Raw genomic sequence first — 17,060 nt, 5'->3', positions numbered from 1 at the left:
CTGCCGAGTGACTCATCTATCCACAAAATTCCCGCACGAGAACATAAGGTCCCAGAACTCCAAATCCCGCGCCTTTCATCGGCACTGACCTTTACTTAACCCCAAACTCCAGCGTCTGGGGGAAGCCCTCGAACTGATCGCTTTCACCCGGTTTCGCCGCATCAAAGAGATAGTGAAACATTGAAAACGTCACCGTTTTTCGATCCGCAGAAACCTCCACGATCCCGTGCCCCGAGCCCTTGAGCTGGGCTGTCTTCTCCGGTGGGTCGGTCTTGAAGGGGTTCAGCAAATTGCTCCCCTTCTCAGGGTTCGCTGCGGCCAGAACCGAGAACCTGTTTCCAAAAGGATCTCGGAAATCCCCCGTGATTTCCCCCTTGTCCGGCCACCACGCGCGCGGCCAGCCATTGGCTGTTCCCGGCACCATGAAGGCCCAGGGACCATCGTTCCAGTCATCGACACCCTGTCTAACAAGCAGACCCAGGTGCTGATCACCGTGCAGCATCACCGTGTTGTCGCCTTTCAGCGGAAGTAGCGCCCGACGCCTCCCGGATTGCGGCCAACCATTGCTGTCGAAATCATAGCCGCTCTTCTTCATCTCCGGCGTGCCATGGGTCGTCGCCTTGCAGAGGATGGTTTGGGAAATGACCATGCGAAGCGGCTCATCTGCTGTCGCTTCCGCCCACTCTGTTAGAAACTTCTCCTGTCGCTCACCCAACAAACTGGCGCCTGCGACATCCAGCTCCATCGCACTTTTCCCGTAGGGGTTCTCCGGCAGCACGTCTTTCGGTCCCGACTTCCACTTGCGGTCCTCGAGAATCGCCATCGGCACACCACCCCAGCGCATCTGCGTGAAGTAAACTCCGATCCCCTGCTCGATCGGCTCGGGATCGACCGGGTCGGGCAGGTGGGCCGTCTGAGTCCGCTCCACCGCTTTCACCCACTCGGCCGGCATCACGTAGCCGCCCTCCGTATCCAGCTCGGTGGCGCGGCCTCCGCTTCCCCAAAGGTTGCCTTGGAACACATCATGATCGTCCGGAAGAATGATCGTCGGTCGGTCCTTCATCAGCTCACGCCAGGTCCAGCCGAACTGATAGAACTTCCTCAGGTAGTCGAGCATCGCCTTCTCCACCGGCTTCCTCACCAGCTGAAAGCCTCCGAAGCTTTCGTAGATCTGATCCCCCGCGAAGAACATCAGGTTCGGATCCTGCAAAGCCACGTTTCGCGTCATCGTTGGCAGCGGAAACGCATAGCCGTTGTCACAGGAAAACACACCAATCCTCATCGGCCTACCCGCCACCGCCGGATCCTCGATCAACTTGCCCGTCCACTCATGATTCTCTCCCTTCCAAGGGTAGACGGCCCGGTATTCCCAAACTCCATCCGCAGTCAGCAACTCGAAGGAAAAGACCGCCGTCCGCGCCAGCGAGTGAATCTCCTCCGTTCCCACCGCCATCCATTCACCGCCCTGTTTCCGAACTTCCAGGCGAACCCTCGGGTCATCCTCTTCGCCCAATGGAGGCATCTGCACCGAGAGCTTCACCTTTTTCTCCTGTCGCGTGTACTGGGTCCAAAGGATCGGACCAAAAGGCGCGACGCCACTTCTAACAAACCCCTCACCTGAAATCTTCCACCCACGGAAGTTCCCGCGAATCGGCCCCATCGAGTGCCCCGAAGTTCGTGGCGACTCGCCCGCCAGGCATACGTTGCCCTTGATAAGCTCCGGACTCACCTTTGACCTCATCATGATCGTCTTTCCGTCTCGCGTCGCCGAGAGTTCGAGCGAGTCCTTCCCGACCACCAACTTCAATTTTGCCGACCCCTTTCCGGAGAGCGCCTCCTTCGAAACCGATTTGCCAATCATCAGGCGACCATCCGCCTTCAGGCCCACATTCGTCCGTTTTAGTGTTGCCACCGCGACATGGCGTGGGTCGTCCATCAAACCCGACGCACCCACTGCGAAGCCCAGCCACACCGATGCCGGATTCAGAATCTCGTTGTCGGCCACGATCTCCACCTCCGCCTCCATCACCAGCCCTTTTTCAGGCGCGTCGATCCGGTGAGTCAGCAGATGGAGCAGCCGCCCTCTCATCAACTCCACTTCGACCGCCCCCTCATCCATCTTCCAATCATACATCGGGCTCGCCCAGTATTCCGGCCCGATCCATCGCCGCGATCCCTCCCATGACGACGAAAATTCCGCTGCCCCAGCGCTGCCAGATAGAAGGAGGAGAAGAGCGAGAGACTTTAAGAATCTCAGAGAGACGGATGAGGATGGCACAGGCCGCTCATACCTACTTTGGCGACAATCTTCAATCATGACTTCCGTCACCATGTCGGCTCTCCGACCCAGATCCGGAAAAAAACGGGAGCGCCGCGACAATCTGTTCTTCAACTCCATCAAAAAAGCCGGACGAAACCGTCCGGCTTTCTCGCACCCCGAGGACGGGGACTTCTGAAATGTCAGCCTCCCGCAGGGTATCGCCTGCGGGAGCTTAGCACCATTCTCAACCCTCAGACGGGACAAGCACCGCCGCGCCATGCAGCGTGGCGTGAGCCCGGCTCGCCGAGGCATCGGGGACCCACGGTCCGATCTTTTCACTGAAATCCAGCAGAATCACCGTATCCTCACTGGCAGGCTGACCTGCGTCCGGCTCGGCAACCTCGCCTTTGTAGCGGGCACCACGTGAGAGCCTCACTTCATCAATCCAACCGCTGAAGTGAGAGGTCGCGCCGTTTTTCGAGGTGTCACCACCGATCACCAGCGGCAGGTCATTGGTCTTGCGATAACCCTTGCGCTTCTTGCGATCGACGAGCTTGCCATCGAGATACAACCTCGCTTCCTTGCCGTCGTAAACTCCGGCAACATGGTGCCAGACATCCGCCTTCAGGAGCGGAGCATCTGCCGCCACCGTGAGGTAGGAGTCTCCAACAAAGATGGAGAAGTGAGGTCGACCCTTATTCAGGAAAATGCCGTAGTCCGATCCTTCGGTCTTGGTCACGAGACCGGTGCGGTCATCAAAACGGCGTGCCTTGAAGCGGCACTCGAGGGTCAGAGGTTTGCCGATCTCGATCCGGTCCGAGTCGATGCTCAGCCACTCGTCCTCACCATTCAGGTCGATCGCCAGCTTGTCCGCAGCAGGCCCCTTGCGGCCCGGCAAGGTGACCGGAAGCGACACGGAACGCTCAGGAATCGCATACCGGTAACCTTCAGCCAAATAATCCATCTCCAGCGAGACGAATGCCTCATCAAAGTAATCGTCCAACGAATCCACGGGGCGGCTAACGGAGAACTTCAGCTCCTTCGTTTCCCCCGGGGCAAGCGAACCGTGAATGTGATCCGGGTGGAAGCGCCAGCGATTGTCCTTCGAAGAGCCGCCCGCAGTGTAGTCGACTTTGCGGGAGGTCGGATTGGAGATCGGCAGAATGATTTCCGTCGGTGCTCCATCGTTCGCTGCCAGATCGATCGACGGATGCGGTCGTAGCGGCTGCGCCGAAAGGCGGCTGGTCTCCTCGGCCATCTCGGCCGTGATTTCCCGAATATCAATCACTTCGCCTACCGGCACCGCCGCCAGCGCGAGGCGTTCTTTTCTCACCGTCACAATATTAAAGTGGTGGAGATAGCCTGCATCGGGCACGAGACCCGGTTGGTGCCCACCGGTTGTCGCCAAGGTCACATACTCAATCCCATCGCGTGGACCATCGTAGCGCATCCGGTGAATATGTCCGGCGAACACCGCACTCACATTTCCGGCTTGCTTGAGCCGCTCGTGCACCCGCTCCCAGTCGTCCCCATAGTTGTTGCCGATCCAGCGGGGGTGATGGAGGAAAAGAAAGACATGCTCGGCATCCTTCGCACGATCGAGCGTTTTGCCGAGCCATTCGAACTGCTCCGGGCTCATCTTCTGTGACTCCGGCTTACGGAAATTCTGCTCACCGGTCTCTGGATTCGCCTCATCCGAATAGAGCACGATGAACCAGCAGTTCTTGTGTTCGAAGGCGTACCAGAGCGGACCGAATTCCACCTCGTATCCCTTCTCATGGCCGCCGGCCGGAGCCTTCACTCCCTTGGGACCACGCCAGTAAACATCATGATTTCCGGCCACCGGAAACCACGGGCAGCTCAGCTCGCCCATGATGCCCTTGAACTCATCCACCTGGACCTTCCATTGGTCCTCCAGATTGTAACCCTGCACGAGATCACCCACGGTCATCACCAGATCCGGCTCGAGAAGATTCACGTCGCGCACGGCATCGGCCAGAATTCCCACGCCGTCATCCGGTCCTCCCGTGCGATCACCAAATACCACGAAACTGAAGGCATCTTCCTCCTTCGGCAGGCGTAAGGCCGCCGCAGCTTCACGCGATGTCATGAAGCGGCTCGTTCCTGCGGGTTCCGTAGGAAGTTTTTCCGCATGATGGTGGTGGTGATGGTGGCGGTGGCCGATATTCGGATTCACATGAGCCTCATCTGCGAAAGCCGAAGCCCAACAGCTTGCCGCCAGCAGCACAATTGTGTGTGTCGTTTTCATACCCGGCCATTGCTAAAGTCTTGATCGGTCAACGACCCCATCGATATTGTTTCAATAAAGTCGCACAATTCCCGAAAGACTATAAGACATTATAGTCACAAAAAACAAGATTACCCATGCGGCCCCATGGATTGTTCTAACACCATGAAAGCCTTCATCTGTTACTTCGCCAGCGCCCTCCAACTCATGGCCACTCCCCTCATCGTCGCCCACCGCGGAGCCTCCCATGACGCTCCGGAGAACACCCTGCCGGCCTTCGAACTCGCATGGAAACAAGGCGCCGATGCCATCGAGGGAGATTTCCACCTGACCGCCGATGGCAAAATCGTCTGCATTCACGACTACGACACCGCTCGTACCACCGGAACGAAGAAGATCGTGAAGGACTCTACCTATGAAGACCTTACCGCCTTGGAAGCCGGAAGCTGGTTCGCCGAGAAATGGAAGGGCACCCACATTCCTCTTTTTTCTGAGGTCGCGGCGACAGTCCCCGTTGGCGGAAAATTCTATGTTGAGCTCAAGTGTGGACCGGAAATCGTGCCAGTACTGATCCGCGAACTCGCACAGTCCACACTCACCGACGAGCAGGTGGTGATCATCGCCTTTGATCCCAAAGTGATTCAGACGGTGAAAAAGGAAGTGCCGCAGTACAAGGCCTACTGGTTGTCATCGTTCGACAAATCCAGCCCACTCAAGCCATCCGCTGATGCCGTCATCAAGACCTTGCGATCAATCGGGGCCGATGGCTTCAGCTCCAAAGCGGATCCACGTCTCAATCAGGCATTCATTCAAGCCATCGCCGACGCCGGTTTCGAGTATCACTGCTGGACCATCGATCGTCCCGAGGAAGCCGATCGCTTTGAAAAACTCGGTGCCGCATCGATCACCACCAACCGGCCCGAGTTCATTCGTGAGCGATTGACTCAGTGAGCGCTTCAGCGCCGTTCGACCAAGGGGATGACTTGGATGGGCTGACGGGCATCGGCCTGATCGGAGCGGAACACGACGAACTGCCGCTTCATCCCGGAATCATTCCCAACCTCAGTATCCATCAAGGTCACAAACTCCTCACCATGAGCATACTGGAGGCGAATTCTCCCAGCGGAGGCACCGCTAGGGAATGAGAACAGATGCTGCTTTCCGGGACGCACAACAATCCGTTTGTCTCCCCACGTCACCCCGATATTCGCAGGCGATACATTGATCACCCGGCAGTTTCCCGGTGGCACGGCCGTGCTCGAATCGTCAAACGCACGCGACTTCGCCTCGCTCCATGTTTTCCCCGCTCGCCACACCAGCAACATGGTCGATGACCCTGGACTCAATGCAGGCTTCAACCACACCAGCCCCGATTCATCATCGCGAAGAATCAATTTTCTATCCGGATCGTTTGGAGCGGGAACTGCGACGGGTGATGAGGGCTCACCCAAGCGCAGCCGGAGAGCCTGATCACCGACATCGCCCGGCTCTCCTTCACTGTCCACCACTCCCACCTGAATCTCACGCGGCGGCAGGCTGCCGGCGGGAGGATCGATTTCATAGCGCACGCCATCGCGCAGTTCCTGTTTGAACGGAGCGCGACTTCCGACCGCCAGGATCCTCAACTGGTGAGGCGTGCTCGTTTTTTCCGCAGCCATGGCCGATACCGAAATGATCATGGCCGCCCCGCAGCGGGCGACACTTCCGAGTAGAGATTCTCTTTTCATAAAAATGCTCAGATCTGCGCTGCGGTTCTCCACCGCCGCCAACCTTTCCGATCATCAAGCCTGATACCTCCCTCCACGAAAGGTTGAGAAAGGAACAATTTTGTGACATCCAAGAAACATCCTCCCCCATCGGAGCAACGAAGATGTAACACCTCATATTTTGATAAAAGTTCGACACTGGTGAGGATGCAGGCCTTCGCATGAAAAAGGTCACCAAATTCCAACAGTCATCTCACAGCGAGCGCGGCTTTGCACTCGTCGTCGCAGTCATGATGTTGATGTTATTATCATTAATCGCGGTCGGCATGCTCGGGCTCGCCTCGGTTGAAACCCGCTCTTCGTCACGCAGCAATGCCATGAACGAGGCGCGTGCCAACGCACGGCTTGCCCTGAGCATTGCCATTGCCCAGCTCCAGAAAAATGTCGGCCCTGACCAGAGGATCACTGGAGAAACCCACTTCGGTGGTTCTCAGAATAACGCCAGCATCCCCCACCCCCGCTGGACGGGCGTTTGGAAATCCACCATGCCCGACGACGGCAGCGTCATTCGTCGCGATGGACAAAATGGCGGACTGAGGGACAGGCGCTACCTCGAAGACTGGGATGCGGACGATGAGATGCTGACTCAGCTGGTCAGCGGCAACGAAGCGAAACTCATCCACCGCGCCGATGAAGAAGGTTCCACGGAGATGATGGAACTCCTCGTCGGCCCCGGAAGTGTGGGGGGAGACACCAATCCCGACGACACTCACGTCCACGCCCCTCGGGTGCAGCTCGTCGAGGATGCGAAGCCCGTCGGCGAGTATGCCTGGTGGGTCGGAGATCTTGGAATCAAGGCAAACGTGGCCACCCCTGACCGATTCGAAGGCGCCTCCGGCAATGAGATCCGCCAACTCCAGATCGCGCAGGACCAGTCGCTCTCTGCCGTCACCGGACTCGCCGATATTCCCAGCTCGGAGCGCGCAAAACTGGTGACCCCTGCTCAAGTGGAACTCAGCACCGGAAAAAAGGGTGTGCTCAAACCGCACTTCCACGACTTTACCACCGATTCGGAATCGATCCTTGTCGATGTGCGTGACGGCGGCCTCAAAAAGGACCTCACCGCCTACCTCACCAGCTCCGGCAGCATTCCCGATCTGGGAAATGATGGACTGGCCTCGCTCGGCCTGAGCGATACGGATCGCCTCATCGGTCCTGCCAACGACCGTGCCGCAGACCTTCTTGAAGACGGTGACCAGGCCGACCGCCTGAGCATGGTTTCGCCGACCTTCAAACTGCTCAGGCACTGGGCGATTCGTGCGCCGGCCACACCTTTTTCCAAGTCCAAGATGTTTGCCGCTCACCCGGAAACCCGGCCTATGGAAAACGGAAAGATCAGCAGCTACTCGGGCGACAACCATTTTCCTGTCGAATACAAGAACCGCAGTCTGTCCGATGTCTCACCAGTGCTCGCCGAAGGGTCGGTCTACTATAACATCAGTTACTACGACACCGGTGACACCCAGCCGGGCCAGAGCCTCGGACTTCGCCTCCACCTCTACCCCCGGGTCGCCCTTTGGAATCCTTACAATATCGCCCTCGAGCTAGAACCATCGATGATCAGCATGCAGATCAATGGTTCCAAGCAGATCGAAGTCACACTCGCCAACAAGCAAACCCAGGCATTTCAAATGAGCTGGGGACAGCTTCAGAATGAGTACGGAAGTTGGGACCGCTGGCGTCGCGGCACTCACTATTTCCGACTCGATGGCGTGACCATCGAACCCGGCGAGACCCTAGTTTTCTCACCCGCTCGGAACCAGCAGTATGACGAATCGAATTTCGCCGCCAACCAGCTCACCCCGAATCTCCCACCTGACCCCAGCCGTAGCTTCTTTCTGGACAAGCGCAGTGATGGCGATCCGCTCTTTGATGCGCAGCAGACTTACCCACCCACTCCCGGGATCTCTGCCAACCGACTCGCAAGCGTGCCTCTTGAATGGCGGGAATTCGTGCCACCGAAACCTCAGGGCAGCGTTCAGGCCAGCGGCTACACCCAGGCCGACAACTACTACATGTACTGGAAACCCATCAAGGGCACGAGCAGCAATCACATCGACCTTCGTGACTTTGGCGACCTTCCCCACGGCCGCTTTGTGAACTGCTCGCTGCAGTATGGAGATGAGGATGAACTGCCGGTCGAATGGAGTTCGCGCGACCCGGTTCCCCTGCCGAAGTCCGACACCGCCGGAGTCACCCTTCAGACACCGGACCGGAGAACTCGGGACGGGTTCCGCCTGCGTTGGTTTGAGGAGCACCCCTCGAATCTCTACGGATCCGGAAGTCTCGCGGGCACACCCCACTTGCAAACCGCACCGATCGCCAACTGGAATGTGCGTGCCTCCTACTCCTTCCGCTCGAACTTTGAGAACGTTACCGACATCGCACCCCACTTCTTCGGAGTGTATACCCGCGACCTGTTCGACGATGCGGTGAACTGGTCGTCCATGACCCCACGCTCATCGGGTGGCCTGCAGCTTGGCGATGCCTTCAACCAGCCGATCAGTGGCGTCCGCAGAATTCTTTTCGATCTCCCCCGTGAGGGAGCCGAAGTCGTCTCCCTCGGGGCATTTCAGCACCTGAAGTTCTCCGAGTTCATCTGGCATCCGACGTATGCCTTCGGAAACTCCATCGCCGATCCGCGGATCGACCTCACCATGACGGAGCCCAATTTTGCCGAACGGATCAACAACTGGGAAGGCGGCTGGAACCGTGACACCATCGGATACACGACCGACGGTCGCTCCAACAATCCGAACACCTATAACTCCGACAGCTGGGCCCACCATGCGCGCGGCCTGCTTGAACAGACGGTTCAGGAGCAAAATGTCATTTTCGACCTGAGTTATGAACTCAATCACAGCTTGTGGGATCGTTACTTTCTTTCGACAGGAAGCTCCTCGGAAAAGAAGAACTTCATGGAGGCACCCGACGAATACCCGCTCCCTAACGGCCGCTTCCGATTGCAACCCGAGAGTGAACTCGCCGACCTCAATGATTATCACCGAGCGGCAGCAACCCTCACTCTTGATGGCGGATTCAACGTCAATTCGACCAATCCACTTGCTTGGGAGTCCCTGCTTCTTTCAGCCGCCGGCGTGCGCACCGGCCCGGATTCGGTGATGTTCCCCCGCATCCTCAAACCCAAGGAGGGTGAATGGAATGGGGTTGGACCGCACCAGACCACTGCCTGGAGCGGCCAGCGTGTCCTGAAGCGCGATGAAGTTCGCACACTGGCCGAAGCCATCGTCGAAGAAGTTCGCCGGCGCGGTCCATTCCTGAGCCTCTCAGATTTCGTCAATCGCCGTCTTCGGGACGATGAAACAGGACTTTCCGGAACCCTCGAAGCAGCCATCACCCGCGCAGGAATCAATCAATCCTTCGAGCAAATTTGGCCCCTCAACAATCACGAGGAACTTCCCGACTTCAACCACCCGGACAACATCAAGGACCCGACACGAATCAATCAAACAGCGAAACCCAACACCACGGCGTGGGGTGCCCTGGGTCACCTCACTCAGGCCGACCTGCTGCAATCGCTCGGTCCCGTCCTGACAGCCCGCTCCGATTCCTTCGTCGTTCGTGCCTATGGAAACTCACTTGATCCCTCGGGAAAAGTCGTCGCCGAAGCCTGGTGCGAGGCAGTGGTGCAGCGCACGATCGATCCAGTCAACCCCGACAACTCCGGCCTGAACTCAGATCCCCAGGCTCCCATTGATTTCGGCCGTCGCTTCGTGACGAAGCGCTTCCGCTGGCTCAGCCGCGAAGAAATCTAATCCTCCAACAGCGACCACTGAAACATTCGATCGGGAAAGCCTTCGGGCTTTCCCGATTTTTTATGCCTGACTCCAGGCATGGGAGACGGGCGTGTTTGTCATCCCACGCGGAAGAACCGCCCTCTCCAATACCATTGATCTGAGCAAAACTTCATTGCGTTGTCGTGAATCGGCAAAATCATTTGTCGTAATCATGCATATCGCTTGCCGCTTGCTAAGACTTCTCCCCAGTCGAAGCAGAGCCGGCAAGATGCGTTACTCAGGCAAGCAACTAACAAGATCAAACGAACCCCAAATGACCATCAAGGGCGATCAAGCTCGGGAGATAATCGATTCCATTTCAGATTATACGGAGCAAGATGGATAGGATGAGTGGGGTCTTGGAGTCATTGACCTCAGCCTAAGGCTAGAATCGAGGTTCAAACATGATGACGATCATCAAGATTGTTAGATTGCATTGAATCCATCCCATCGATCTCATCCATCCTGGTTCAGATCCTTCCCCCAGCTTGATCGCGCTGAATGACGATGAAGAAACCAACCATCGAGCCCTATTGGTTCTTCTGAGTCGGCTGCGAGGAGGCTCTAAGATTCTACGAGGAAGCTCTCGACGCGAAACGTGTGACGCTGATGGGTTTCGAGGAGGCTCCGGACTCTCCACCCGAGGGAGCGCTGGCGCCGGGTTGGAAAAGGAAGGTCATGCACGCTGCCATAACCACCGGCGAGTGCACGAGTAGGATGTCCGGCGGCTGCAGCTCCGAGGAGGGGCATCTCGATGGTTTCCGACTGTCGATCTGCCCCGAGGATGAAGCCCAGGTTGGCAGGTTCCTTGCAGCCCTATCCGATGGCGGAAGCGTCGAAATGTCCCTGAGAAAAACCTTCTGGTCCCCCTGCTACGGCATGGGCACCGACAAGTTCGGGGTCGGCTGGACGATCAATACTCCGGGAGAGCTCCCGACTGGCAAACGACCCTCTCCGTGAACGGGCTGCACACCGCCACGCTGAGCCTCTGCTTCCAGCCGCTCCTACTGGCGAGGAGCCTCGCCCTATTTTGGACCGGGAGATCGGCAACAAAAAGAGCCGCCCCCTTACGGAGGCGGCTCATTTTCGTTACGGCAAGTTCGTATTATTCGTTCGAGACAGGGACGTAGTCGACGTTGAGACGGCCGAAGACCGTTCCCATATCGCTCGGCAGCTGGCCACTGATCTCTGTGTCGCTGTCCACGGTGGGTGTCCACGGAGTCCAGTCCTTGAGGTCGCTGCTCAACTCAAGTTTGTAGACCACGGATGGGTCTGCCACTGCTGCGGCCCCTTTCGGGAACGTCAGGCTGAGGTCAGACTGCAACATCGGCAGCTTATCCTTGACCAGCGGATCATAGCCCAGCGCGTATTCAAGCAAGGCCACAATGCCATCTCCGTCCGCATCTTCATTGAAGTTCGAACTCGGAATATTGTGCTCCGCTGCCCAGGCATCGAACAAACTTGGAGTCAGGATCGCGGTCTGAATGCGAAGCATCGGTGCCGCGTTCCTGAGTCTCGGATTGTTGACGACACCGGGAAAGAACGGTTGCCATCCATCAGTCGTATTGGGCTTCACATTGACTCCGAAGTTGTCGGAACCAGCGCGCCAGTTGCGAACCACCGAAGTGATATCAATGTAGCTGGCAGACCCCCACCCCATGCCGGTGAAGTGAGTGACCGCCGACTCAATGTCACTGCCAACCACCGGGCCAAGATTGCCAAAGTAGGTCGATGTGTCCCAATCGCGGGTTACCTGATGAATGGCGTAGGCGCCGCCCGTCTGAGCATTTCCGCTGCCGAAGAAGATCGGCGAGTTGGTCACCATGACCAGTTCCGCTTTCACCACTTCTTCACCGATCGGGATGATCCCCTCTCCCACCTCACCAAACTCCACCGGGAACCTCAGTAGAAGTTCGGTTGTTCCGGTGTTTGCGTCATTGAGGTCGAGGAACTGGGTCTCAATCGTGGAACCATCAAGGGTCCCACCCTCCGGCAATCCCCGAGTGTTGAGGATGGCTGATAGATCGGCCGGATAGAGATACTCTTTCACGGCCAGCGTGGTGTAGGTCACCTGAAGCTTTGGACGCAGGACCGGATTGGTATTACCCACCGTATTTACCTGCCAGCCATCCGATGTTCCACCGGTGTAGATGGAGAAACCGAAGTTCTGCTCACCCTTTGCCCAGGCTTGAACCAGCTTGGTCACGTCTGCTTCACCGACATCTCCGTGGGTCATCGCGCCGAAGCCCGAAACCGGTGCCCGGGTTGAAGAACCACGTGCTCCTTCGAATCCATCAAAGGTCGTAGGTTTCGTATCAATGCCCAGCTGCGCGTAGGTCGTATTTTCATCAAACTCGACCAACAGTCGGTCCACCAGGTAAGGTCCACCCGTTGGTGAGTCGCCACCCGATGTGGTGGTGATGAACAAACGCGCATCGATAACCTCGGCCCCAGGTGGAATCTGGTTCGGTCCGTCGCCGAAGAGATTGTCGAAGCGGAGCAAGTTGTTGGTGTCGTTACTTGCGGCATTTCCCGGTGTTCCATCGAGGTAGTACTGCTGGACCTCCGAACCGAGGGTCGTCGAGCCATTCTCATTAACGGCCATTTCGAACTGTCCGGTGTAACCATCAACGCCTTCCTGGAAAGTCAGCGTTGTCGTTGGAATCTCAGGTGCGCCTTCCTTCAGGGTTACCGTCGCAGATCCGAAGACCCCGAGTGAGTAGCCCTCTCCGGCGAGCAGCGTGATGATGATCGTCTCATCGGTTTCAAGTTCGACGTCGCCATTGGCCGAGATCGTTTCCTGGACGAGGTCCACTCCCGCCGGGAATGTCACCGACTTCGGAAGCATCGGATAATCCGACCCTTCCGTAGCTGTTCCTCCAAGAGCATACGGCACAGTAAGGGCTTCACTGCTGTCTCCTTCACGACGGAAGGTCAGAAGGATGTCGTCATCGCTATTTTCTGTCGCGATTCCGTCGGTCGCCTGAATGCTGACTTCGTCACCGTTCAGCACCACGGAATCAATTGGCGCAATCAGGAAGCGGAAGCCTCCGGTCTGGAACTGGGAGTTGAGACCCGGCAGATCCTGGGAGAACACCACGAATACATTGCCGACAGCGGAGTAGGACATGATGTTGTCGCCCGCGTTGCCTTCATCGAAGTCCGCACTGATGAACATGACCGAGTTGCTCGGATTGATCACACTGCCATCACCGATCGTGATCTCATAACCCTGGGTTCCGAGATTCACCGAAGCTCCGGCCTTTTCAAGGTCGTCATTGAGCATGACCAACTCGCCATTGGTGCGAACGAGTCCGCTATAAACCTGACGTGCCGTCGTCGGCACGTAGAGGAAGCCGAATGACTCATACTGAAGTCCACCGGAATTATCACGACTCGACACAACCCAGCTGTCATCCAATTGGGCGACGGCCGCAACATTGTCATTGCCGTTGCCGACACTGAATCCAAGGAGGTTGCCGCTTGTCGGCAAGCCGGTGATCTCGTAACGGCCAGTCACGCCCTGGGTGATGGTGACACCTTCAGGCAAATTCGAACTGCCATCACGAACCACGCCATCAACATCGAAGTTGCCTCCCACCCATCCGTCCGCATAGGGAAAGTAGCCGAGTGAGAAACGTGAGGATTCCTCCGGTGTCGCCGGATTGCTGGCACCCGGATTTTCATTATCCTCCGAGCTTATCGTATAATTGGTCGCACCATAGGGCCAAACCATGTTGTCGATGGCACCGAGGTTGCCAATCGACGAGTAGTTGGTGGCCATCATGAGACCCGAGGTCACCGGAACCGGTGCGCCATTGACGTTCACGGCGAGGTCGCCAGTGTTGCTACCCGGGTTATCGAAACCCCGTGGCGAGGCGGTCGTTGACTCAATCACCCAGACGGCTGGATCGGCGGGAGTTTGGATATCCGCATCCAAGTCGCCCCCGTCAATCACGCCCAGGGTGAAACCCGGAAGCATCGGCGCAGGAAGCGTGACATCCACGATCACAAGATCGGAGATGGAAATTTCACCTCCGTTGTCCGTGGCTACGGCAGATAAGCGGTGCAGGCCACCCAAGGGAGCATTGGCGTAATTCAGCTCGTAAGGAGCCGTTGTGTCCGTGCCGATCGACACACCATTGTCGAAGAATTCGATCTGGCTGATGCTTCCATCCGGATCACTCGCACTCACCGTGAGGGCAATCGAATCTCCGAAAAGGAAGCGCTCACCACCGAGGGGAGACGTGATGTCCACCGCCGGTTTCATATTGCTGTTGAAGCCCTTGCCTGCGGCCCAAACCGGCTCACTGATCAGGGTTCCAACCAGCGATCCGCTCGCCGTGCTGGTCAAGCTCGTGCCACTTCCTTCGGTCATTCCCCAGCGGGCCACGAGGCCTTCTTCAGCAGGGATCTCGAAGTTCACACCCGCACGCAGTTCGGTCTGACTCCGCGCCGAATCCCAGATCCGGACTTCATCAAGGTAACCGTGGAAAAAGCCCGCTGGTTCATTTTCGGAATTCAGTGCCGAGCCCAGAGCACCAGGCTGAATGCTATCGAAACGTGGCTGCAGACCATCGGTCGCGAGCACCCCTTCAAGGTTGCCATTCAGATAAAGACGCCATTCAACCCCGTCGTATGTGACGGCCGCATGCTGCCACTCATCCATCGCCACAGGTGTCCTGCCGGCGATGGGAATATTCGTCCCAAGATTGATATCTTCGAAGTCTGCTACCAGCACTCCGGTTTCGGCATCAATGCCGAGGAAGTAGTTCATATCGACATTCGACTGATCCGACTCACCACGCCCCTTGGTCACGAGAGGAATGACGGAGTAGCCGCCGGTGCCGGTTGGGGTCCCCTGGCCAACCCGGTGAAACCAGGTCTCCAGAGTGAAGGTCGATAGATCGAGAGCGTCAGGATCACCCAACTCAACATAGTCATCGACTCCGTTGAAATACATTCCGCCCGAACCTGCAGGAGGAACGATGGAATAGTAGGTCTGTGAGGAGGTCGTACGAGCTCCTTCATTGTCCTGGGCAATGGCTTCCACCGTGACGTTCACAAGGGAATCATAGGATGACGTGGTATATTCGTAAGGGGCTTCGGTATCCGTCGCCACCAACTCGCCATTGAGGTAAATTTCAACCTGAGCAATGCTGCCTGGAGCGGCATCGCTGGCATCCACCGTGATCGTCACACTGCTACCCCGTGTCACCGCGGCTCCGAACGCCGGCGATGACACCGACACCACAGGCTGCGCGTTGTCAGGTTCGGTCGTGAAGAACACGAAGCTGAACATCTCCTCATCCGCTACCGCTCCGTCCTCCAGAGTGAGCGGTCCATTTCCAGGAGAAATGTCCCGGCTTTCAATGACCCAGCCTGCAAGCGCTTCATTCCACTCATAGGAAATCACGTTGTCCTCATTGTTCACACCGCCCGTTGAAGGAGATACGATCAAGGTCCCTTTTTCATCGGTCTTCCCAGCGACCTGCAACAACCAGCGTCCAGGAGTTGCAAATCCAAGTGAGACATCCGTGCCACTTTCCGTGACCGCTTGATTGATGCCGATGCTTGTTCCGTCCACCGATGTCACGGTGGTACCTTCTGCGATTCCGCTTCCGGAAACTTTTTGTCCGACCTGAATGCCGTCGGCTTGTGCCACCGTCACATGCACATCATCAGCACTTGTCGCGGTGAACGTCAGCTCAACATCAGTGCCCGATTCGGTGACCGCCGCACTGAGTCCGACCAGCTTACCCGAAACAAACTCAACGTTCGTGCCATCGGGGATGCCCGGGCCACTGACCCGCTGACCGGACTCGATGCCCGTGGCATCCGCCACTTCGATATCACTGGCGGTCTCGTTGATGACCGCCGTGGTGATGACCTTCGCATTGGCGGTGAATGTTCCCGTCGTTTGACGCGCGGTGACCTGATTGTCACTACCGATCGGCCCTTCGAGTTTGGTCACCGTGAAATTGCCTCCACTAACCTCAGCTGAACCATCGCTCAGGATGCGGCCCAGAGCGCTCACCAGGTCCGGACCCACCTTGGATACCGGAACGTAGGCGAAAGCCACCGGATCACGTTCAGTGCCCGAACCATTCGAGCCGTTATCCTTGAGCTTTATGGTGAAGGTGCCGTCGTCATTGGCGGAGGAAAGTGCGAAGTTGTCTTCGTTCTTGTGCCCCGTCACCAGCAGCACTCCGTTTTGAGAAGTCGCCAGGCTGCCGAAGTTCGTGATCCCGGTAAGGTCCAGCGTGAAGACTCCACCGCCATCGTCCTTGAATTGTTCACCAATGCTGATCCCCGGTGTCGCAACCAGTTCGTTCTGCACGCCTGCATTGGTGCCGGATGAATTCCGTGAATGCCCGGCCAGCCACTCTTCAGCAAAAGGAAAATGCACGGCAGCCACGTTGATGTTGAATTCTCCCGCGCCCAGGGGAGTCGGCTGAATCGGAATATAAAAGCGTCCATCTCCGCCTCTTTCAGAAAATGATGTGGCGTAAACCAGTCCTGGCTCTTCACCGCCAGCCGAGTTGTCGCGACCGTTCTCTCTAACGGCTGTAATCATCGCACCGCTCAGCAGGTCATCAGGCGTTCCGAAATCCACATTATAATCACCACGATTCGCTCCAAATACCGCGAATTTCGGGGAACTTCCAGGAGCGACCGAGATGGAAACCGCAGGGTTGGGGTCATCCAGTGGGTTATTAGTTGTATTGAGCTGCGTAACGTCGAGCTTCCCGAATTCCAACGCGGAAAGCCCTCCGGTTAAACAAACTCCCGCCATTGAGGCGGTTATGATATTTTTTCTCATGACGCCGGGAGAACAAGCGATCCCGGCACCTGCGACGAGAGATGCAATGCAACGCTTACGTAACGAAGACGAAGATAACATCTTCGTCACACAAATCGTCTTATTGGATCATTTCTCGGAATCGTCACCGAACACTTATTTCCTCATAGGACAAATCGACTCAACA

The 17,060-nt window shown here is 57.1% G+C and carries 6 protein-coding genes and 1 pseudogene; 3 read left to right on the top strand and 4 right to left on the bottom strand.

The annotated features are described in order from the left end of the window. Positions 1 to 91: 91 nt before the first annotated feature. A complete protein-coding gene (locus ACFQY0_RS11590) occupies positions 92 to 2,134 on the bottom strand; it encodes an alkaline phosphatase D family protein (RefSeq protein WP_379712486.1) in 2,043 nt (680 codons plus the stop codon). Positions 2,135 to 2,504: 370 nt separating this feature from the next. Next, entirely contained in the window at positions 2,505 to 4,529 is a 2,025-nt protein-coding gene (locus tag ACFQY0_RS11585) for a LamG-like jellyroll fold domain-containing protein (protein ID WP_379712484.1), read from the bottom strand. 144 nt (positions 4,530 to 4,673) lie between these two features. Here ACFQY0_RS11585 and ACFQY0_RS11580 point away from each other — a divergent pair, with 144 nt between their 5' ends. After that, positions 4,674 to 5,459, top strand: coding sequence for a glycerophosphodiester phosphodiesterase (locus ACFQY0_RS11580; RefSeq protein ID WP_379712482.1), 786 nt, complete (start codon positions 4,674 to 4,676; stop codon positions 5,457 to 5,459). Positions 5,460 to 5,464: 5 nt separating this feature from the next. Here ACFQY0_RS11580 and ACFQY0_RS11575 read toward each other — a convergent pair whose 3' ends face one another. Next, complete coding sequence (locus tag ACFQY0_RS11575) at positions 5,465 to 6,235, bottom strand: hypothetical protein (protein WP_379712480.1); 771 nt, start codon at positions 6,233 to 6,235, stop codon at positions 5,465 to 5,467. Between the two features lie 200 nt (positions 6,236 to 6,435). On the opposite strand from ACFQY0_RS11575, the gene ACFQY0_RS11570 reads away from it, so the two are divergent. Then, positions 6,436 to 10,050 carry a hypothetical protein gene (locus ACFQY0_RS11570; protein WP_379712478.1) on the top strand — a complete coding sequence of 1,205 codons (3,615 nt, stop codon included), beginning with the start codon at positions 6,436 to 6,438 and terminating at the stop codon, positions 10,048 to 10,050. A 588-nt stretch (positions 10,051 to 10,638) separates the two neighbouring features. Continuing rightward, positions 10,639 to 11,031: pseudogene (locus ACFQY0_RS11565) on the top strand (VOC family protein); the annotation flags it as partial. A 145-nt stretch (positions 11,032 to 11,176) separates the two neighbouring features. On the opposite strand, the gene ACFQY0_RS11560 reads toward ACFQY0_RS11565, so the two are convergent. Beyond that, a complete protein-coding gene (locus ACFQY0_RS11560; RefSeq protein WP_379712476.1) occupies positions 11,177 to 16,894 on the bottom strand; it encodes an Ig-like domain-containing protein in 5,718 nt (1,905 codons plus the stop codon). Between the last annotated feature and the right edge of the window lie 166 nt (positions 16,895 to 17,060).

This window comes from Haloferula chungangensis (assembly GCF_042664875.1).
Taxonomy (GTDB): domain Bacteria; phylum Verrucomicrobiota; class Verrucomicrobiia; order Verrucomicrobiales; family Akkermansiaceae; genus Haloferula; species Haloferula chungangensis.
The sequence above is the reverse complement of the archived record's forward strand: the minus strand, read 5'-3'. Positions and strand labels throughout refer to the sequence as shown.